18 protein-coding genes are annotated in these 17,178 nt (G+C 42.4%); 13 read left to right on the top strand and 5 right to left on the bottom strand.

Annotated elements, in window-relative coordinates:
• Positions 1-3: 3 nt before the first annotated feature.
• Both WDM69_RS03795 and WDM69_RS03800 read left to right on the top strand, forming a co-directional pair.
• The gene (locus WDM69_RS03795) at positions 4-318 is read left to right on the top strand and encodes a cory-CC-star protein (RefSeq protein WP_411350455.1); all 315 of its coding nucleotides are present in this window, start codon (positions 4-6) and stop codon (positions 316-318) included.
• Positions 318-1,370 (top strand): ArsA family ATPase, encoded by a 1,053-nt coding sequence (locus tag WDM69_RS03800; protein WP_338755722.1) that lies wholly within the window; start codon positions 318-320, stop codon positions 1,368-1,370. Before WDM69_RS03795 ends, WDM69_RS03800 begins: the two co-directional genes overlap by 1 nt.
• Positions 1,371-1,372: 2 nt before the next feature.
• Here WDM69_RS03800 and WDM69_RS03805 read toward each other — a convergent pair whose 3' ends face one another.
• Positions 1,373-2,056 carry an alpha/beta hydrolase gene (locus WDM69_RS03805; protein WP_411350454.1) on the bottom strand — a complete coding sequence of 228 codons (684 nt, stop codon included), beginning with the start codon at positions 2,054-2,056 and terminating at the stop codon, positions 1,373-1,375.
• A 212-nt stretch (positions 2,057-2,268) separates the two neighbouring features.
• On the opposite strand from WDM69_RS03805, the gene ccoS reads away from it, so the two are divergent.
• Both ccoS and WDM69_RS03815 read left to right on the top strand, forming a co-directional pair.
• A complete protein-coding gene (gene ccoS / locus WDM69_RS03810) occupies positions 2,269-2,484 on the top strand; it encodes a cbb3-type cytochrome oxidase assembly protein CcoS (protein ID WP_078306491.1) in 216 nt (71 codons plus the stop codon).
• 112 nt (positions 2,485-2,596) lie between these two features.
• The gene (locus WDM69_RS03815) at positions 2,597-3,373 is read left to right on the top strand and encodes a sulfite exporter TauE/SafE family protein (protein ID WP_338755723.1); all 777 of its coding nucleotides are present in this window, start codon (positions 2,597-2,599) and stop codon (positions 3,371-3,373) included.
• A 1-nt stretch (position 3,374) separates the two neighbouring features.
• Here the strand turns inward: WDM69_RS03815 and WDM69_RS03820 are convergent, their stop codons facing one another.
• Positions 3,375-4,544 carry a DEAD/DEAH box helicase gene (locus tag WDM69_RS03820; RefSeq protein ID WP_338755724.1) on the bottom strand — a complete coding sequence of 390 codons (1,170 nt, stop codon included), beginning with the start codon at positions 4,542-4,544 and terminating at the stop codon, positions 3,375-3,377.
• Positions 4,545-5,005: 461 nt separating this feature from the next.
• Between WDM69_RS03820 and WDM69_RS03825 the strand changes: the two genes are divergently transcribed.
• From WDM69_RS03825 to WDM69_RS03835, 3 genes are all read left to right on the top strand, one after another.
• The gene (locus WDM69_RS03825; RefSeq protein WP_338755725.1) at positions 5,006-6,508 is read left to right on the top strand and encodes a hypothetical protein; all 1,503 of its coding nucleotides are present in this window, start codon (positions 5,006-5,008) and stop codon (positions 6,506-6,508) included.
• 78 nt (positions 6,509-6,586) lie between these two features.
• Complete coding sequence (locus WDM69_RS03830) at positions 6,587-8,071, top strand: 3-deoxy-D-manno-octulosonic acid transferase (RefSeq protein WP_338755726.1); 1,485 nt, start codon at positions 6,587-6,589, stop codon at positions 8,069-8,071.
• Positions 8,072-8,124: 53 nt separating this feature from the next.
• A complete protein-coding gene (locus tag WDM69_RS03835; protein ID WP_338755727.1) occupies positions 8,125-8,985 on the top strand; it encodes an RsmE family RNA methyltransferase in 861 nt (286 codons plus the stop codon).
• Between the two features lie 54 nt (positions 8,986-9,039).
• On the opposite strand, the gene WDM69_RS03840 is transcribed toward WDM69_RS03835, so the two are convergent.
• Both WDM69_RS03840 and WDM69_RS03845 read right to left on the bottom strand, forming a co-directional pair.
• Positions 9,040-9,957, bottom strand: coding sequence for a methyltransferase domain-containing protein (locus WDM69_RS03840; protein ID WP_338755728.1), 918 nt, complete (start codon positions 9,955-9,957; stop codon positions 9,040-9,042).
• A 55-nt stretch (positions 9,958-10,012) separates the two neighbouring features.
• Positions 10,013-10,180: a hypothetical protein gene (locus WDM69_RS03845; RefSeq protein ID WP_338755729.1), complete on the bottom strand. Its 168-nt coding sequence runs from the start codon at positions 10,178-10,180 to the stop codon at positions 10,013-10,015.
• A 432-nt stretch (positions 10,181-10,612) separates the two neighbouring features.
• Between WDM69_RS03845 and WDM69_RS03850 the strand changes: the two genes are divergently transcribed.
• The gene (locus WDM69_RS03850; RefSeq protein WP_078306499.1) at positions 10,613-10,816 is read left to right on the top strand and encodes a hypothetical protein; all 204 of its coding nucleotides are present in this window, start codon (positions 10,613-10,615) and stop codon (positions 10,814-10,816) included.
• Positions 10,817-11,019: 203 nt separating this feature from the next.
• Here WDM69_RS03850 and WDM69_RS03855 read toward each other — a convergent pair whose 3' ends face one another.
• Positions 11,020-12,324: a L,D-transpeptidase family protein gene (locus WDM69_RS03855; protein WP_338755730.1), complete on the bottom strand. Its 1,305-nt coding sequence runs from the start codon at positions 12,322-12,324 to the stop codon at positions 11,020-11,022.
• Positions 12,325-12,670: 346 nt separating this feature from the next.
• On the opposite strand from WDM69_RS03855, the gene prmB reads away from it, so the two are divergent.
• The 5 genes from prmB to WDM69_RS03880 all read left to right on the top strand — a co-directional run bounded on the left by prmB (position 12,671) and on the right by WDM69_RS03880 (position 17,098).
• Positions 12,671-13,717 (top strand): 50S ribosomal protein L3 N(5)-glutamine methyltransferase, encoded by a 1,047-nt coding sequence (gene prmB, locus WDM69_RS03860; protein WP_338755870.1) that lies wholly within the window; start codon positions 12,671-12,673, stop codon positions 13,715-13,717.
• Positions 13,714-13,908, top strand: coding sequence for a hypothetical protein (locus WDM69_RS03865; protein WP_338755731.1), 195 nt, complete (start codon positions 13,714-13,716; stop codon positions 13,906-13,908). Before prmB ends, WDM69_RS03865 begins: the two co-directional genes overlap by 4 nt.
• 48 nt (positions 13,909-13,956) lie before the next feature.
• A complete protein-coding gene (locus tag WDM69_RS03870; protein WP_338755732.1) occupies positions 13,957-14,202 on the top strand; it encodes a DUF3883 domain-containing protein in 246 nt (81 codons plus the stop codon).
• A gap of 156 nt (positions 14,203-14,358) precedes the next feature.
• Positions 14,359-15,462, top strand: a complete 1,104-nt coding sequence (gene aroC / locus WDM69_RS03875; RefSeq protein WP_338755733.1) for a chorismate synthase — start codon at positions 14,359-14,361, stop codon at positions 15,460-15,462.
• Positions 15,463-15,682: 220 nt separating this feature from the next.
• On the top strand, positions 15,683-17,098 hold the full coding sequence (locus WDM69_RS03880; protein ID WP_338755734.1) for a glyceraldehyde-3-phosphate dehydrogenase: 1,416 nt from the start codon (positions 15,683-15,685) through the stop codon (positions 17,096-17,098).
• Positions 17,099-17,178 lie beyond the last annotated feature (80 nt).

The raw sequence follows: 17,178 nt of genomic DNA on the forward strand, positions 1-17,178 counted from the left end.
ATCATGATGACAAATAATGACTTCACAACTGAGGGTAAAATAAACCAAATAACAGCGTCCACACAAAGTTGGTGGGGGCGTTTTTTAATGGGGTTAAATGAATTTTATCATGCTCCCTATCGGCAAACGATGGCACGGGCAGCTAAAGATGAAGAGGATTTTTTTATGCTTTTGCTGTTTAGTGAAAGTTTGGGTATTGCCAATCCTGCGGTATTTTATGCCATGGAATTGCAACCGTTATTTTTAGAAAACTTTCATGAATGGCATCAGCGTATGGGTATGGAAAAATGCCCCTTTAACCATATGGGGTGTTGCTGATGTTAAACCGACCATTTCATCAGTTGGTAGATGGTTTAAGCGAACGTCCGATTATCTTTGTCGGTGGTAAAGGTGGTGTGGGTAAGACCACCATGGCAGCAGCCCTTGCAAGCCAATTTGCCAATAGGCAACACAAAACGCTCATCATCTCCACCGACCCTGCTCATAGCTTGGGTGATGTCTTACAAATCAAGTTATCTAATGACACAACCGCCATCACGCCTTATCTTGATGCGATTGAACTTGACCCAGAAGTGATTGTTGATAAGCATTTTGCTCAAGTATTAAACACCATCAAAGGCTATGCCAGCCCCGAGATGTTACCAAAAATCAAAGAGCATTTGCATGCGTCCAAAACCGCCCCTGGAGCTCAAGAAGCCGCCATGTTAGAAGCCATGTGCCAGCATTTGGTAGATGCAACCGAACAAGGCTATCGCCACATTATTTTTGATACTGCTCCGACAGGGCATACGCTTAGACTTTTGATGTTGCCTGAGATGATGAGTGCGTGGACAGATGGACTGTTGATGCAACAACGCAGACAAGCCAAACTCAAATCAGTTGCCAACCATCTAACCGTCAATAAACTTGCCACCAGTGATGCCACAACCAGCAGTACCACAACAACCAGTGCCACAGCAGTCAATAAAAAAGGCTTTTCCAACCCATTTACTCATCATATCCCTGACCGCTGGGAGCAGGCGGTGATGGTATTGGATAAACGCAAACGCCTATTTGCTCATGCAGGTAACCTGTTGCATGATGCCAGCCAAACTGCCATTGTGCTGGTGATGGTGGCTGATAACCTACCGATTGCTGAAACCAAGCGAGCGGTAGAACAATTAACCGCCGTTAAATTGCCCATCAGTGGCATCGTGGTTAATCAATTAATTGACCCCCAGCAAACCGACCCTTTTTGGCAACGGCGGGCTGAGCGTCAACAGTACCTGCTTGCTGAAATACAACAAAGTTTTGCTCATGTGCCATTATACCCTGTGGCATTGCAACAGCAAGACATTCGGGGGGTGGATTGTTTGATGACATTAAGATAGAGTTATCCAAGCAAGTCATTGAACCACTCACCAATCTGATGAATTTGAGGCATACAAACCTGATGTGCCATGGAAAATGTGCTGAAGTTCACATCATAACCTTGACTTTGAAGCAGTTTATAAGCTTGTTGTGCCAAAATGGCAGGAACAACAGGGTCATGTGTGCCATGGTCAATCTTAATGGGTGTGTTTTGATTGGCTGGGTGGTAAGTGATTTGATGGGGGGTTGCCAAATACGTTGATAGGCAAAGCAATCCTGCCAGTGGTTTGGGGTAACTTAATCCTGCGTGATAGACCACAGCCCCGCCTTGTGAGAAGCCAGCCAGTATGATGCGATTGCTGTCAATGCCTTGAGTGATTTGCTCTTGTATCAGCTGAGTAATTTGTTCTGCTGATATTTGGATTTGAGCCACATCTACTTTTCTGTCCAGACTCATCTCAATGATGTCATACCACGCTGGCATGCTCATACCACCGTTGATGGTTACAGGGCGATTGGGGGCTTGTGGAAAAATAAATCGCACTGCCAAATGTTGATTGAGGCCAAGCTGTGGCACGATTGGCTCAAAGTCATGATAACTTGCTCCCAAGCCATGTAGCCAAATGACCGCACTGTCCATGGCTTGGTTATTAGGATTGTGTTCGACAATCAATGTTTGTAATGGTTGTGCTGAAGATGTCATCATTTGCTCTGATTTTTAAACAGTAAAAGGAAAAAAGAAAAAAAGGAATTTTATCATCATTTTATCATCATTTTATCATCATGTTGGCATCATTTTATTGTCATTGTCAGTCACACGTCGGTTGCATGTTTTATTTCATGTTTGATGAATATCAATCCCATCATTCATTGTCATAATGTGATAAACTGTTGACAGATTTTAGCGTGAGAATTTCCATGACCAGTATGTTTTTGCTTATCCCTTTAAGTTTGATGCTGTTTGTGATTGGTATCTGGGCAATACGCTATGCGGTGAAGTCTAATCAATTTGAGGATTTGGATAACGCATCACAACGCATCATCTTGGACGATAGGCAAGCACGCCGTGAGCAGCTACAGTCGAACCAGTCGGTCAACACTGATGGTCAAGGTGGCAAACACGGTCAACACTGATAAAGGTCAACACTGTTAACGCTCTACACTGTTAACGATGTTGGCTCTGGTTTTAAGCCATTTTTATTTTACACAATCTAAATTTTACACAATCTAAATAAAGAGGTGGGTGATGTCATTGGCGTTGATTGTGGCTGCATTTATGATGGGTTTTTTGGGCTCGCCGCATTGCTTGGGCATGTGTGGGGGGCTTGTTACTGCCTTTGGGCTGTCCATGCAAGGGGTGAGTGCAGGCAAAAAACGAGCTTTGATAGCGTTGTATCATTTTGGTCGTTTGCTCAGTTATGCTGTGCTTGGCATCATTGCAGGGCTGATAGGGACGACAGTGCTAGAACCATTAATGACAGGCAGTCATTTGCCACGCATTTTATTAGGGTTGGTGTTGGTGCTGATTGGTGTTGCCATGTTGGGTGTGCCACTTCTTAATAAATTAGAAAAGGTGGGCATGAAATTTTGGCAATGGCTTGCCCCACTGCGTCAAAAAATATTTCCACTGACCACGTTTCCTAGAGCATTGATGGCTGGGTTATTGTGGGGTTATTTGCCGTGTGGTTTGGTTTATGGGGCGTTGTTAATGGCGGTGGTTGGTCATGATGTGGCAACAGGGGCGGTATTGATGTTCACTTTTGGTCTGGGGACAGTACCGATGTTGGTTGCCACACAAGAGACCGTAGGCTGGTTGCATCAGCAAATTGGTAGGTTGCGTTTGCGTCAACTGAATGGGGCGGTGATGGTGTTATCAGGGCTGGCGGTGATTGTTGTGCCAATGGCAATGCACCACGGTGGTCATCATGGACATGGTTCACACGGTCATGCTCATCACCACATACATTTGCATCAAGACACTCAATCGCCCACTCATCAAGACCATTCACATCATGGTCATTAACCTATCGCCATTGCTCCAATGGTAATGTGGTTTGTAGATGGCTTTCTAAGGCAGGTAAGTTAAAGGCATCATCTTCACTGATAAGGCTGATGCTGATGCCTGTTTGTCCAGCACGTCCTGTCCGACCAATGCGATGCACATAATCATCAGGTTGCTCAGGCAGGCTGTAGTTGATGACGTGGCTGACATCATCAACATGAATGCCCCGCCCTGCCACATCGGTAGCGACTAAGATTTTGGTCTTTGTTTCTTTAAAGCGAGATAAATGGTGTTCTCGTTTGGCTTGTTCCACATCACCTGAGAGCATCACAACTTGGTGGTTGGGTTTGAGTTTATCATAGAGCCATTTGACTTGTGTTTTGCGATTGGCAAAGATGATGACCTTATTAACGGCATCATCTTGCAATATGTGTTCAATGGCGGTGAGTTTTTGCTCATCGCTTAGCAGATAAAATTTTTGTTCAACCAGTTCGCTGGTTTTGTGTTCTGGCTCAATCTCAATAAACACAGGCTGATATAACCAGCGATACGCAAGGTTCATCACGTCTTGGTTAAAGGTGGCAGAAAACAGCAGACTTTGCCGTTCAGTATTGGTAGGCATTTTTCGCACCAAGCGTTTGATGTCTGGGATAAATCCCATGTCTAGCATGCGGTCAGCTTCGTCTAACACCAGCACTTCCACCCTGTCCAAAAACAGATGATGCTTATGCAGTAGGTCAATCAGCCGTCCGGGCGTGGCGATTAAAATGTCTAAATATTCTTGGTCAATGGCTTGGATTTGAGCGTCATAATCTTTGCCGCCCATGATGCACACGCTATGTAAATCACAAAAGCGTGTCAATTCAAGACAGTCATCATGGATTTGTTGTGCCAGCTCTCTGGTGGGTGCTAAGATAACTGCCCTTGGCTCACCCACATAGCGAGTTTCGTGGTTGCTAAAGGGGCGTTTAAGTAAGGCTTCAATTATGGTCAGCAAAAATGTGGCGGTTTTTCCTGTGCCTGTCTGGGCTTGACCGATGGCATCTTGCCCAGCCAACGTGTGTGGTAAAATTTGGGCTTGAATGGGGGTCAGTTCGCTAAATCCTAACGCTTTGACTGCCTTTTTTACCGCTGGATTCAGTGGCAGTTGATGAAAATAACGAAATGTGTGGGGTGAGTCTAAAGTGGACAACAGAATATCCTAAAGGTTATTGGTGAATAAGACACTGTGCATTGAAAACCTAGTTTGGTCAGTGGCTTTGCTGCTCATGGCTGAGTTTAATGTCTTTTGATTTTGCCAAGCATCAATTTTGCCAATGATACATTTTTTAGTTACCAAGGTTTGCCAAGCACAAAGGTTTAAAGGTTTGTTGGTCATAAAGAAAGTTTGTTGGTCATAAAAAAGATAGTATAACCAATCTGTATCAAAAAAGGTATGCCATGTTTGACTGATTTTATCATACTGATGTTATTATGATGAATTGTCAAGGCAGGTATGGTGATTGCGTGGTTGGTGCTGATTGTATTAAGCTTAACCCATTTAACTTTGCTAAAATAACCTTTCTTAAATAACTTGGCTCAAATAACTTGCTCAAATAACTTTGTTAACATCACTTCAATAAAACAACTTTGATAAAATAGCGATGACAGACCATGGCGATTGACCACAACCATTTAAACTTACATGCCAACCATCTTTGGGCAGATTATCATAACCATGCCTTGCCGTCAGGTACAGTGGCGTATGAAAGCGTGTTACGCCAATGCCAGCTAGATGGCAGTTTGCTGAGTTTGCAACGCATTGATGCGATGCTCACACATCTTCGCCAAGAGCTGATAAAAACATTCACCCAAGCTCAAAAAAGCGTGAACACCGCTGACATGCAACGAAGATTATTGGCAGATGAACGTTTTGTCAGTCTGTTATTGATTATTGGTCATTATGCAGGTCAAGTGTTGGCAGCACAATGGCAACACCCACCCACATGGTACGGTCAGCATCAGCTGATGACTCAAGTGGGGCAATTAAACAATGCTCAAAAAGCGATGGCTCAAGATTGGGTGCATGCGTTGGCGGTGCAATATGCTGATGACACAGATGCCAGGCTGGCAAAAATTACGGTAGCAACCATCAAGCAACCTGAGATGTTTTTTGTTCTTGAGCCGATCATCAATCGCTTATTTGGCAGTTTTGATAATGTGGTACGCTCAATACAAACAGACATGCGTGTGCCTAGTGGGCTGTATCAAGCGATACAACAACGCTTACCACAACAACACTTACCACAACAACACTTACCACAACAACACTTACCACAACAACACTTACCACAAAAAAGCCCACCGCAGACAGCATCAACCATGACAAATCAGGCAAATGCTCAGCAACCACTAACCAACTCACAAACGCCTGCCACATTTCAAGACAGTGTGCAAGTTTTATCACAAACTTTAACCCAAAATTTGGCTCAAAGTTCAGCCCAAGGTTCAGTGAAGCATTCGGTGTCGCAATCCATACCAACAGCCAAAGTTGGTATGGCATCGGTTAAATCCATCGTTGCCAGTCATGGTATTTTTGCTGAATTGATGCAAGACATCATGACCATGTCTGTACAACAAAATGTTGGCAATTTGGCGTATCAAAAGGTCAGTCAGTTTTTTGTGCGGTTAGATAAAGCGTATCCCACGCTTGATGATGCTAAGCAGGCCGTGCTTAGCAAACTGACCCAAAAACAACAAGATGCCCTAAATCAAGCAAAATCAGCATTAAAAAAACTGGCAGAGCAAGGTAATAGTGATGCCATGTTGCATTTGGCAGTGTATCTGATGCAAGGTAAATGGTTTGATGACAACCAACAACAAGGTTTGATGCTGATACAAACCGCCGCCAATGCCCAAGACCCCAGAGCCATGCGAATGATGAGCAAGCTGTATTATCAGGGATTGGGGGTGAATGTTGATGTCAATATGGGGCGGCATTGGCTAAATTTAGCAGCAGACAAAGGGCATGAAGAAGCCAAAAATCTGATAAAACAAATGGATTTGGCTCAGATGATGATTGCTGAACGTCAAGAAGAGATAAAAAGTGATGATCGGTTAATCAAGCTGATGGCAGCTGTGGCGGTGGTGGCAATTTTGATTGTGATGATTGTTTAATAACCTAAGGTATCATGCCCTTTCTTAGGTCTCATATTCGAAGATTGATGCCCTTAAGATGATAAAGACACCCTTAAGATGATAAATAAAACGACCATCACCCAGCAATCGACGTTTGCCAAAAAACCACCCTTGTATTATCGATTGCTGATACGCATTGCTCAGCCATTTTATCGCTGGTGGTTATGGTATCGCCATCAGCGTTGTGCCAATCCTTACTATGAGCAAGAGATTGCTGACCGCTTTGGTCAGCGTTATCACACAAAACAGCAAGCCCCAACATCACTGTTAACGTCAGATAAGTTAATGACAGACGAATTAACATCAGATAAGTTAATGGCAAATGACACAAGCAACAAGCTTGCTGGTGTCAATACAGACTTTGGTTGCATTTGGATACATGCGGTATCGCTTGGTGAGATGAATACCATTGCCCCCATGCTGCGTGCTTTTTTGGCATTAGGGTTTGACATTTATCTGACCAACACCACACACACAGGGCATGCTCGTGGACGGTCATTGTTTGCCAAAGAGATTGCCAATGGACGTGTTCGTCATGGGTTTGTGCCTATTGATGAGCCAAAAGTCATACAGGCATTTTTAAAGCAAGTGTTACCTGTGGCAACCTTATTTGTTGAAACTGAATTGTGGGCAAATACGTTATATGAGTTAAAACGTTGTTGCATTCCCACTTTTTTGGTCAATGCTCGACTGTCTGCCAAATCTGCCAAACGTTATCAAACTTTTGCCAAATTAAGCCAAAGCATGATGCACAACCTGACTGGCATCATCGTGCAAGATGTCTTATCGGCACAGCGTTTTAGGCAACTAGGAGCAACACAGACCATGCTTGCCCCATCGTTAAAATGGCAAATACAAGACAATCACCGTGATGAACATGTGGACTTTGGTTTTTTATTACAAACTCAGCAGACAAAACAGGCAGGCGAGAATGTGAGCCGTCCCATCTATGTGTTGGGTAGCAGCCATGCGGGCGAAGAAGCATTATTTTTAGCGGTTCATCAACGTTTATTAAGCGATTTTGCTGATGCCCTGCTTATCCTTGTGCCAAGACACCCTGAACGTTTTAACGATGTGGCAAGTTTGCTGAATGTTTCTGGTTTTACTTGGCAGCGACGCAGTAACAACCCTAAACAAGTGATTGCCACGGATATCCAAGTTTATTTGGCAGACAGCATGGGTGAATTGATGGGTTTTTATGCCTTAGCAGATGTGGCGGTGGTGGGAGGGTCTTTTGTCAATATTGGTGGACACAACCCCATCGAAGCAGTACAGCTTGGTGTGCCTGTCATTATGGGTGCATATACCCAGTCTTGTCAAAGCATTGTCGATGAACTCAGACAAGTGGGTGCATTGTGGCAGTTAGCAATAGATAAAACTCAAGAGCAAGCGATTGAGCAAGTTACTCAACAATTGCATATTTGGCTAACAGAGCCAAAACAAGCACTTCAAGCAGGTATGAGTGGTCAAGCATTGGTACAAAGTCATCAACACGCACAACAACAGCAGATGCAACCAATTTTAACTGCCATTGGTTATTAACTGCCATTGGTTATTAACTGCCATTGGTGAGGTGAAGTGAGGTCAAGTCAATCATGAATGTCATTTTATTACCTAAGGCAGATTTTGCTGTCCATACATCAGCAGACGGTAAGTCGCATCATACTGCCAGCATCACTGAGCTCAACCAACTTGCTCATATCAAAAATGTGTTAAAACGTGGCATCAATGACCCAATTAAAATTGGTCAATTGGGGGGAAATTTGGGCGTGGCTCGCATCGCTCACATGACCGACACCACCATAACGCTAGACAAAGTAACACTCACCCAACCACCACCGCCCAAGCTTGGCGTGAGCGTCATATTGGCACTTCCCAGACCAAAAGTGTTAAGACGGCTTATCATTGACATGACGGCTTTAGGGGTGAATGATATCATCTTGGTTAACAGCCATCGCAGCCAAAAAAGCTATTGGCAATCGCCCTTGCTTAAGCGTGTGCCAGAATTCATACAAGAAGGCTTACAACAAGCGGTGGATACCATTGCTCCTAATGTCTATTTTAAAAAACGTTTGCGTCCTTTTGTTGAAGATGACTTAAGTGGCATGATTGCTCAGTTCAATGGACAAAGTGGTCATCAGTGCTTATTTAAGTCCAGTCAACTTGGCAAAGCTTTACCGACACAGATGTCATCATTGGTAACACGACGCTTTTATCCAACAGCGATGATTGCTCACCCTTATGCGGATAACGAATTGGTCAATTTGTTGGTTTCTTTGCACACTCATGACAATGCCCTCAAACCGTATGTGCTTGCCATTGGGGCAGAAGGGGGGTGGACAGATTTTGAAGTTGCGTTATTTGTCCGATACGGCTTTGTTGCCATGCGTCATGGTCAGCGAATTTTGCGTACCGAAGCGGTGGTGAATGGCATCTTAGGCAGTTTTATCCATTAATCCATTGATGTTGTTGATGCTTGTTGTTGATTACTGGTTGTTGATTACTGGTTGTCATTTGTGTTGTGGTGTTGCCATGATGTGTAAATATCTTCCCAACCATTTATAAGGCTCAATCATGCCATAATGGCACTCCATCTCAATCACCGCTTGGTCATTGGCAAGCCCACCACGCTTATGGGTGGTATAATCATAAAACACCCTAAGCCCACGTACTGATGATTCTATCAATCCTGCCATCGTCAGCCATTGACGCACTTGAGTTATCTCAACAGGGTAATTGGGAGTCAGACTTTTGTCCGTATCAGCTTGATAATCATCTCGATTAAGCAGTTTAAAATTACCCATCACCAAGTTGCGATACACAAAGCTGGCTGGATTATAAAAACACAATGACAACATGGCATCATCGTGTAGCCATACTTTGGCAAAAGCAATAAAATCAGCAGGCTCTGCCAGCCACTCAAGCACCGCATGATTTAAAATCAAATCAAAATAGCCCTCAGATTGCTCTAAATCAAACATGACACATAGTTGAGTGGTCAATTCTTGATAAGGGCAATGTAACCAAATGATGTTACCATTCACACAATGAGAATTGTCAGTCTTTGTTTGCTCTAATTTTGTTTGCTCTAATTTTGTTTGATGACTTTTATGAAACTGGCTTTGATTAAGCTGTTGCCAAGATTGTTGAGCAAGTTGTAGCATGTCAGCAGACACATCATTGACAACCACATCATGCCCCATCATTGCCAGTTGTTGACTGAGCTGTGCCAATCCTGCCCCCACATCTAAGATGCGTAACGGTCGCCCAAGTCGCTCACTTTGTTGGTTTACCCAAGGAAAAATATCCGCTTGTAACCCTGCCAGGCGAATATCACCCTTTAGACTGCCATAAACCTTATTGGCAAAGTGGCTTGCCACACCATCAAAATTGCGATCGCTTCTGTGATTGGCAGTATTGGCAGTCATAACGAACTTTGGCATCATTAACTTGGCAATTTAACAACTTGGTCATCTAACCAAATTAATCAAGCAATGAGCTTTCTTGGTCCAAATCTTCGTGTTGTTCATGCTCATGCAAGCCTTTCATCATGTCTAAAGCAGATTCGTTAGACACTTGTTGTTTGGCTACTGGTTCGCCATCTTGGTTGATATTGGCGTTATCAGTGGTTAAGGTGTTATCATCACTCATGGTAAGTCCTTGTTGATATGTCAAAAGTTGGTATATAAAAAATTGCGATACAAAAATTAGAGTAACAAAAGTTTAGAGTAACAAAAGCATGCTGGGATTGTCATGCTGGAATTATACTGGATAATGGGGTAATGATTAAAGCAAGGATAACATCAGTTACAAAAATATTGACAACCATATTTAAGACATCATTTGGGGTACATTATTTTAGGTGCCTTGGATTTTATATTGATAATGACACCAACATCATACACTAAAATCCTTGATAGTAATAGGGAAAAATTTGTTCGATATAGACACACTTTTAACATACATATTGAGATAAAAAGTGTATAACTATGGTTAAAGATAAAGGTTCAATACAAACAATCAAATTTATTCATTCATTGTCTGATTTGTTATCCGCTTATCTCATTATTTAAGGAGAATTGCATGAACTGGGCGCTGTTAAGTATGCTATATTCCATGACAACAACCGTTATTATCGGTGTCTTGATGATCATTGCATTGGTGGTGGGCTATGATGAAATCCCACACATTTGGACAGCGGTGATTGTCGGAGCGGTGGTGTCTGCACCAGTGGCGTATGTCTTAACCAAAAAAGTAAACCAAATTGGCCGTAATGAGTTGTCATAGCCTGTTTCGCCATCATAAGACAACAAGGCAGCCAATGATGATGCCGTGAATTGAGACAAAAAAGCAAAAAAGCCGACATTGATTATGTTTGTCGGCTTTTTGCTTTGTCGGTTTTTTGGGTAAAATAGGTCAAGTGATTAGTAGGTATTCAAGCATTCAAGATAAGTTTTTATGAAAAAAAAGCTTTCATCATTTTTGTTCAATTATTTTAGCTCAACTTTTGCCCCATTTTGAATGTTGGCAAACACTTCTAACACGTCCCAATTGGTAAGGCGGATACAGCCATGTGATGCTTGACGGCTGATGCCCTCTGGAATGGGTGAACCATGAATGCCGTAAGATGGCTTATTTAGCCCCATCCATACCACCCCAACTGGGCTATTGGGGCCGGGGGGCAACATGTATACTTGTTTGTCTTCTCCTTCGCCCACTGTGGATTTGTACCAAGGCATTTTTACTTTATTAACGATTTTAAATGTGCCATGTGGTGATGGTGTGGCAGTACTGCCAACGGTGGTTGGGTAGGTGGCGACTAAGGTGTCTCCATGATAAGCATATAAGGTTTTGTCCGCTTTATTGGCGACCACACGAGTGATGGTTCGGTTGAGCGTTTTGCCAGGGTTATAGACGGTGATGATGTCCCCTTCTACAAATTTTTTGTTGGTGTTGAGTTTTTTAAGATACCGTACGTCCATGTGAAAACGTTCTGCCAGCATTTCATAAATGTCTTGATAATATAAACCTTTCATTTTTGATTTGGCTTGGCTACCTGATGGTGTGGTTGCAAAGTTGGTTTTTACGTCTTCCTTGGTGATGGTATAAGCTTTTAGCACAGGTTCACTGGCAGAGATGTTTTTGTTTAAGGCTTGCCAAGTGGCAGTGTCCATTTTACCAGTTTGTTTCAGCCCTTTCATGGCTTGAAAGTTTTTGAGTGCCTTAATGCTGTTCATGCCCCAACCGCCATCAATTGGACCTGGTGATGCGTGGTTCCAATCAAGCAGGGCTTGCAGTTTGGCGGTCATGGCGTTGTTTTGTTTCATGCCTTCATACCAATGGATACGATTGACCTCTTTGGCATATTGACTTAAAGTTATGTTCTGGTTATAAGGTGTGGCAGGCTGAGTGCTTTGCGTGATGCTATCAATCAATTGAGTGTCGATGTTACCGAGACTGTCGTCGTTAACGATGGCTTCTCCTGCGTCGATGTCATTATCATCTGCCAGTTGTTTGGCAAGACTGGTGTTGGTTTCAATGCCGTCATCAATGTCATCGTGATTGATGATTAAGATTTCATCATTTTGTAGGGACATCATTGTGTTGGGAAGGTGCTGAAATTGGCTTTCATCGGTTATCGCCATTGCCAGTGAGCTGGTTGCCATGACGCTGGTGATGATGCTGGCCAGCATCATGGAGCGAACAATGGGCTTAACCCATCTTTGTTGCTGTTTGTGTTGCTGGTTTGATGGGGATATTGTGGTTTGGTCGATGATTGAGTTCATAGCAAGCATGAGTTTTCCTTATGAAAACGGACACGAATGTCATCAAACGTTCTATTATAGCAATTTGCCCTCTAAGATGACATAATATCGAATCTAACCAACACAATATTTATGAAGTTAATACATTTCTTTAACTTAATAAAAAGGTTAAAAAGATAAAAAGGTTAAAAAAGCTTTTTTCACTCACATCATGTTTCAGTTGCCATCATATTTTCATTAAAGGTTTTCGTTAAAGGACAGTATGACGATGAACACGCATTCAGATACCCATTCACTTAACAATCTATCAAACAACTCACCAAACAACTTTAATCATGTCAATGATGTGTGTGATGAACAAGCTGACTTTGGCTTGATGGGCAGTCATTTAGCAAACAGCTTGGCTCAAGCATCTCAGCAACTGGTCAGCATTCGTGATTTTATTCGTTTTGTGGTGACGTCTTTGAAAGAGCATGATGTGGTGGTGGCACAAGGAACAACAGACCCCTTTGTTGAAGCCAACACGTTGGTGATGTATGCGTTGTCATTGGATTGTTTTTCTGATGAGTCGATATTAGATTGTCGTTTGATTGATGTGGAAAAGCACGCCATTTTGACCTTACTTGAACAGCGTATCATTGAACGCAAGCCTTTAAGCTATTTGATTAATTTATCTTACTTTTGTGATTTGCCGTTTTATGTTGATGAACGAGTGCTTATCCCAAGGTCTCCCATTGCAGAGCTGATTCGTCAGCAGTTTTATCCTTATTTTGAAACCAATGAATTTGCCAAGACTGTTGGGACACAAACCTCCGATAAGGCCACTCATTGGCATGAACATGGGCTGGCAAGAAAACATTTGCCACAGCCAGATCGCATTTTAGACCTTTGCACAGGGTCAGGGTGCATTGCCATCGCTTTGGCCAGTCGATTTGTTGATGCGTCTGTTGATGCGTCTGATATTGATAAAGATGCCCTAGAAGTGGCGGCGGTGAATGTGGAGCATCATGGCATTGAACATCAGGTAAATCTGATTGAATCAAATCTGTTTGATAAATTACCTGCTAATAATCAATACGATTTGATTGTGACCAATCCACCCTATGTCGATGCGGCAACCATGGCAGATTTGCCCCCTGAGTTTTTACATGAGCCTGACCATGCGTTGGCAGCAGGGCAAGATGGCTTGGATTTGGTGCATCAGATTTTGTACCATGCTTCAGATTATCTGAGCAATGATGGGTTGTTGGTGTGTGAAGTGGGTGACAGTGCGTGGGCGTTGCGTCAAGCTTATCCTAACATTCAGTTTGATTGGCTTAGCTTTGCACATGGTGGGCATGGGATTTTTGCGATGGATTATGATGAGTTGATAGAAAATCGGGAGCATTTTGCGGAGTATGTGAAAGGTGAGAAACTGTTGTGAATTATGCTAATATCATTAAATTGATGTTAAGTGATGAATATGGTATTTCTGATTATATGATTGAAAAAGTTAATATAGAACCAATTGCCAAAACCAAATTTAAAAAAATGAAGGAAACAGGGCTTGAAGCTGAATTGTATTTCATAAATAATTTTAATTCATTAGAAGTTTTTAATAATGGTGTTTTGTAAGATGCAAGATTATTTGGTGATGGTTACGATTTTCAAATTTCAGTTGGTTTGAAAGAGTTTTTAATCGAAGTTAAAGGCATTCGCCAAAATAAAGGTAAAATTCGTTTAACAGAAAATGAGTATTTAAAAGCCCAAGAATATCAAAATGACTATATTTTAACTTTGGTTTTAAATCTAAATGAAGTTCCAAGATTTTTAACCATTGACAACCCTGTTGAAAATTTAAACTTTAGAGAAGTGATTGTGCAATCAAAATCTATAAAAGAATATCATTTGGAATGTGAAATATATTAAGTGCTTTACTTAAAAAATATAAGTTTTTAAATACTTATGAGTTTTTAAATGCTTAATTGTTAAGAATAATTCTTGTGGCAACATAATCGAACAATAGAGGAAAGATTTTTTTAGAAAGCATGAACCAATGATTACAGATGACAAACAGGATAAACAATGTCAGGCAACACAATCGGAAAACTTTTTAGCGTAACTACTTGTGGTGAATCACACGGGGCAGGTTTAATGGCCATCGTTGATGGCGTGCCGCCCAATCTGCCACTGACCGAAGCAGATTTACAAATCGACCTTGACCGCAGAAAGCCCGGAACAAGTCAATTTGCCACCCAACGTAAGGAAGATGATGTTGTTGAAATCATCTCTGGTGTGTTTGATGGCAAAACCACAGGCACACCGATAGGCTTACTTATTCGTAACACCAATCAAAAATCCAAAGATTACAGCGATATTAAAGACACCTTTCGTCCGGGTCATGCTGACTATACCTATACCATGAAATATGGATTTCGAGATTATCGTGGTGGTGGGCGTTCTTCCGCTCGTGAAACTGCCATGCGAGTGGCGGCGGGTGCGATTGCTAAAAAATTTTTGCGTGAACGGTTGGGCATGGAAATTCGAGGATTTGTTAGCCAAATTGGCAACATCATGGCAAACGACATGGCAGAACAAGACATTGATTGGCAATTTGTGAATGGCAATCCATTTTTTTGTGCTGATAAAGATGCCTTGCCAAAATTTGAGCGTTTAATTACCCAATGCCGAAAAAATGGCACAAGCTGTGGGGCGAAACTCACCATTTTAGCCACAGGTGTGCCTGTGGGGTTGGGTGAACCAGTGTTTGACCGTTTAGATGCTGACATTGCTCATGCAATGATGGGCATCAATGCGGTCAAAGGCGTGGAAATTGGCGATGGCATGGCAGTGGCTGGGCAATTTGGGCATGATGGTCGAGATGAATTAACGCCTGATGGCTTTAATACCAATCACGCAGGGGGGATTTTGGGTGGCATATCAAGCGGTCAAACCATTAAAGTGCAAATTGCTTTAAAGCCCACATCAAGCATCACCACCGCAGGCAAAAGCATTGATATTAATGGCAATCCAATTGATATGTTAACCAAAGGTCGCCATGATCCTTGTGTGGGGGTGCGAGCCACACCGATAGCCGAGGCGATGCTGGCAATGACATTGCTTGACCACTATTTGCGACATCGGGGACAAAATAACGATGTGGTGTTGCCACTTAAGCCGATTGAATGATGGATTTTATCTGCCTGTTAATAAATGAACAAACTGGTAAAACATCGCCATTTCATCTACAATAGTTTCCATTAAAATTTGAGTTTTCCATTAAAATTTGACACATAACCTTAATACACATTAACACAAACAAATTAACACACATTCCCTTAAATCATCAAAACATGTACCAAAGCACACATCAAATCATCAAATAATGCACAGATAATAAGGAATCATCATGAGTAACACCCAAGCATTACAAGCACATTATCATCATCATTTAGCCGAACAAAAAACCGCTGAAACGCAAGCGTTAGAAATTCTGCTGGGTTTGCAAGAATTAAATGACCATGACGTGCAACTGACCTTGTTTGGTGAAGCATTGGCAGGCAAGAGTGTTCAGCAGCTGGTTGCCCTACACAAAGAGGCAACCCATCATGCACAAACCAAAGTCATTGAGTTATCTGATACTCTAGATGTCATTCATCAATTAAAACAAGCCCAACTCACGGCTGTTCGTGCAGATGTTGGGCAATTAATTGTTCATGGTGATGTTCATACCGTCATTGCCAATGCTCAATCAGGTACAAACCAAGCCACTGATGTGGTGTTGTATGGTTTTGGTCGCATTGGTCGTATTTTGACTCGTCTGCTGATGAGTCAAGCGGTGTCCACCACAGGGTTACAGTTAAAAGCCATTGTGGTTCGTCCTGCACCATCAGGTGATCTTGCCAAACGAGCATCGTTATTACAACGTGATTCGGTGCATGGCAGTTTTGTGGGTGATGTCAAAGTGGACGATGTTCATAATGGCATTATCATTAATGGTCGTTTTGTGCAGGTCATTTATGCCAAAAACCCAAGTGAGATTGATTATACCGCTTATGGGATTGATGATGCGTTAATCATTGATAACACAGGTATATGGACAGATAGGGCTGGTTTGTCTGAGCATTTAAAAGCCAAAGGAGCAAGCAAAGTATTGCTGACTGCCCCAGCCAAAGGTGATATCAAAAATATCGTGTATAACGTCAATACCCACGACATTGGTGATGCGAATATTGTCAGTGCTGCCAGCTGTACCACCAATGCCATTACCCCAACCTTAAAAGTACTCAATGACAGATATGGCGTAGAAACAGGGCATGTGGAAACCATTCATGCCTTTACCAATGACCAAAACTTGATTGACAATTACCATAAAAAAGACCGCCGTGGACGTTCTGCGCCGTTAAACATGGTCATCACCAGTACGGGAGCAGCCAAAGCAGTTGGCAAAGCACTGCCAGAGCTAAACGGCAAATTGACTGGTAATGCCATTCGTGTGCCTACCCCCAATGTCAGTATTGCCATCTTAAACCTAAATTTAAAAAATGCCCCCAACAATACCGAAGAGTTAAACCAATACCTAAAACAAATCGCCACATCTAACCTGTGGCAAGAACAGATTGCTTATAGTGATTCACCCGAAGCGGTATCCACAGACTTTGTTGGCACACAAAAAGTGGGCATCATTGACTTACAAGCGACCATTGTAACAGACAACCATGCCACCGTGTATGTTTGGTATGACAATGAAATGGGCTATGGCACACAGGTGCTTAGAGTGGCAAATGCCATGGTGGGAATAAATCATACTCAGTTACCTAACTGATACCAAGCTAACTGATATGGCAATTGCAGTGATGTTGAATTCAAAAGCTCACAAATTCAAAAGCTCATAGCAGATTTTAA

The organism is Lwoffella lincolnii, from assembly GCF_037201985.1.
GTDB lineage: Bacteria > Pseudomonadota > Gammaproteobacteria > Pseudomonadales > Moraxellaceae > Psychrobacter > Psychrobacter lincolnii.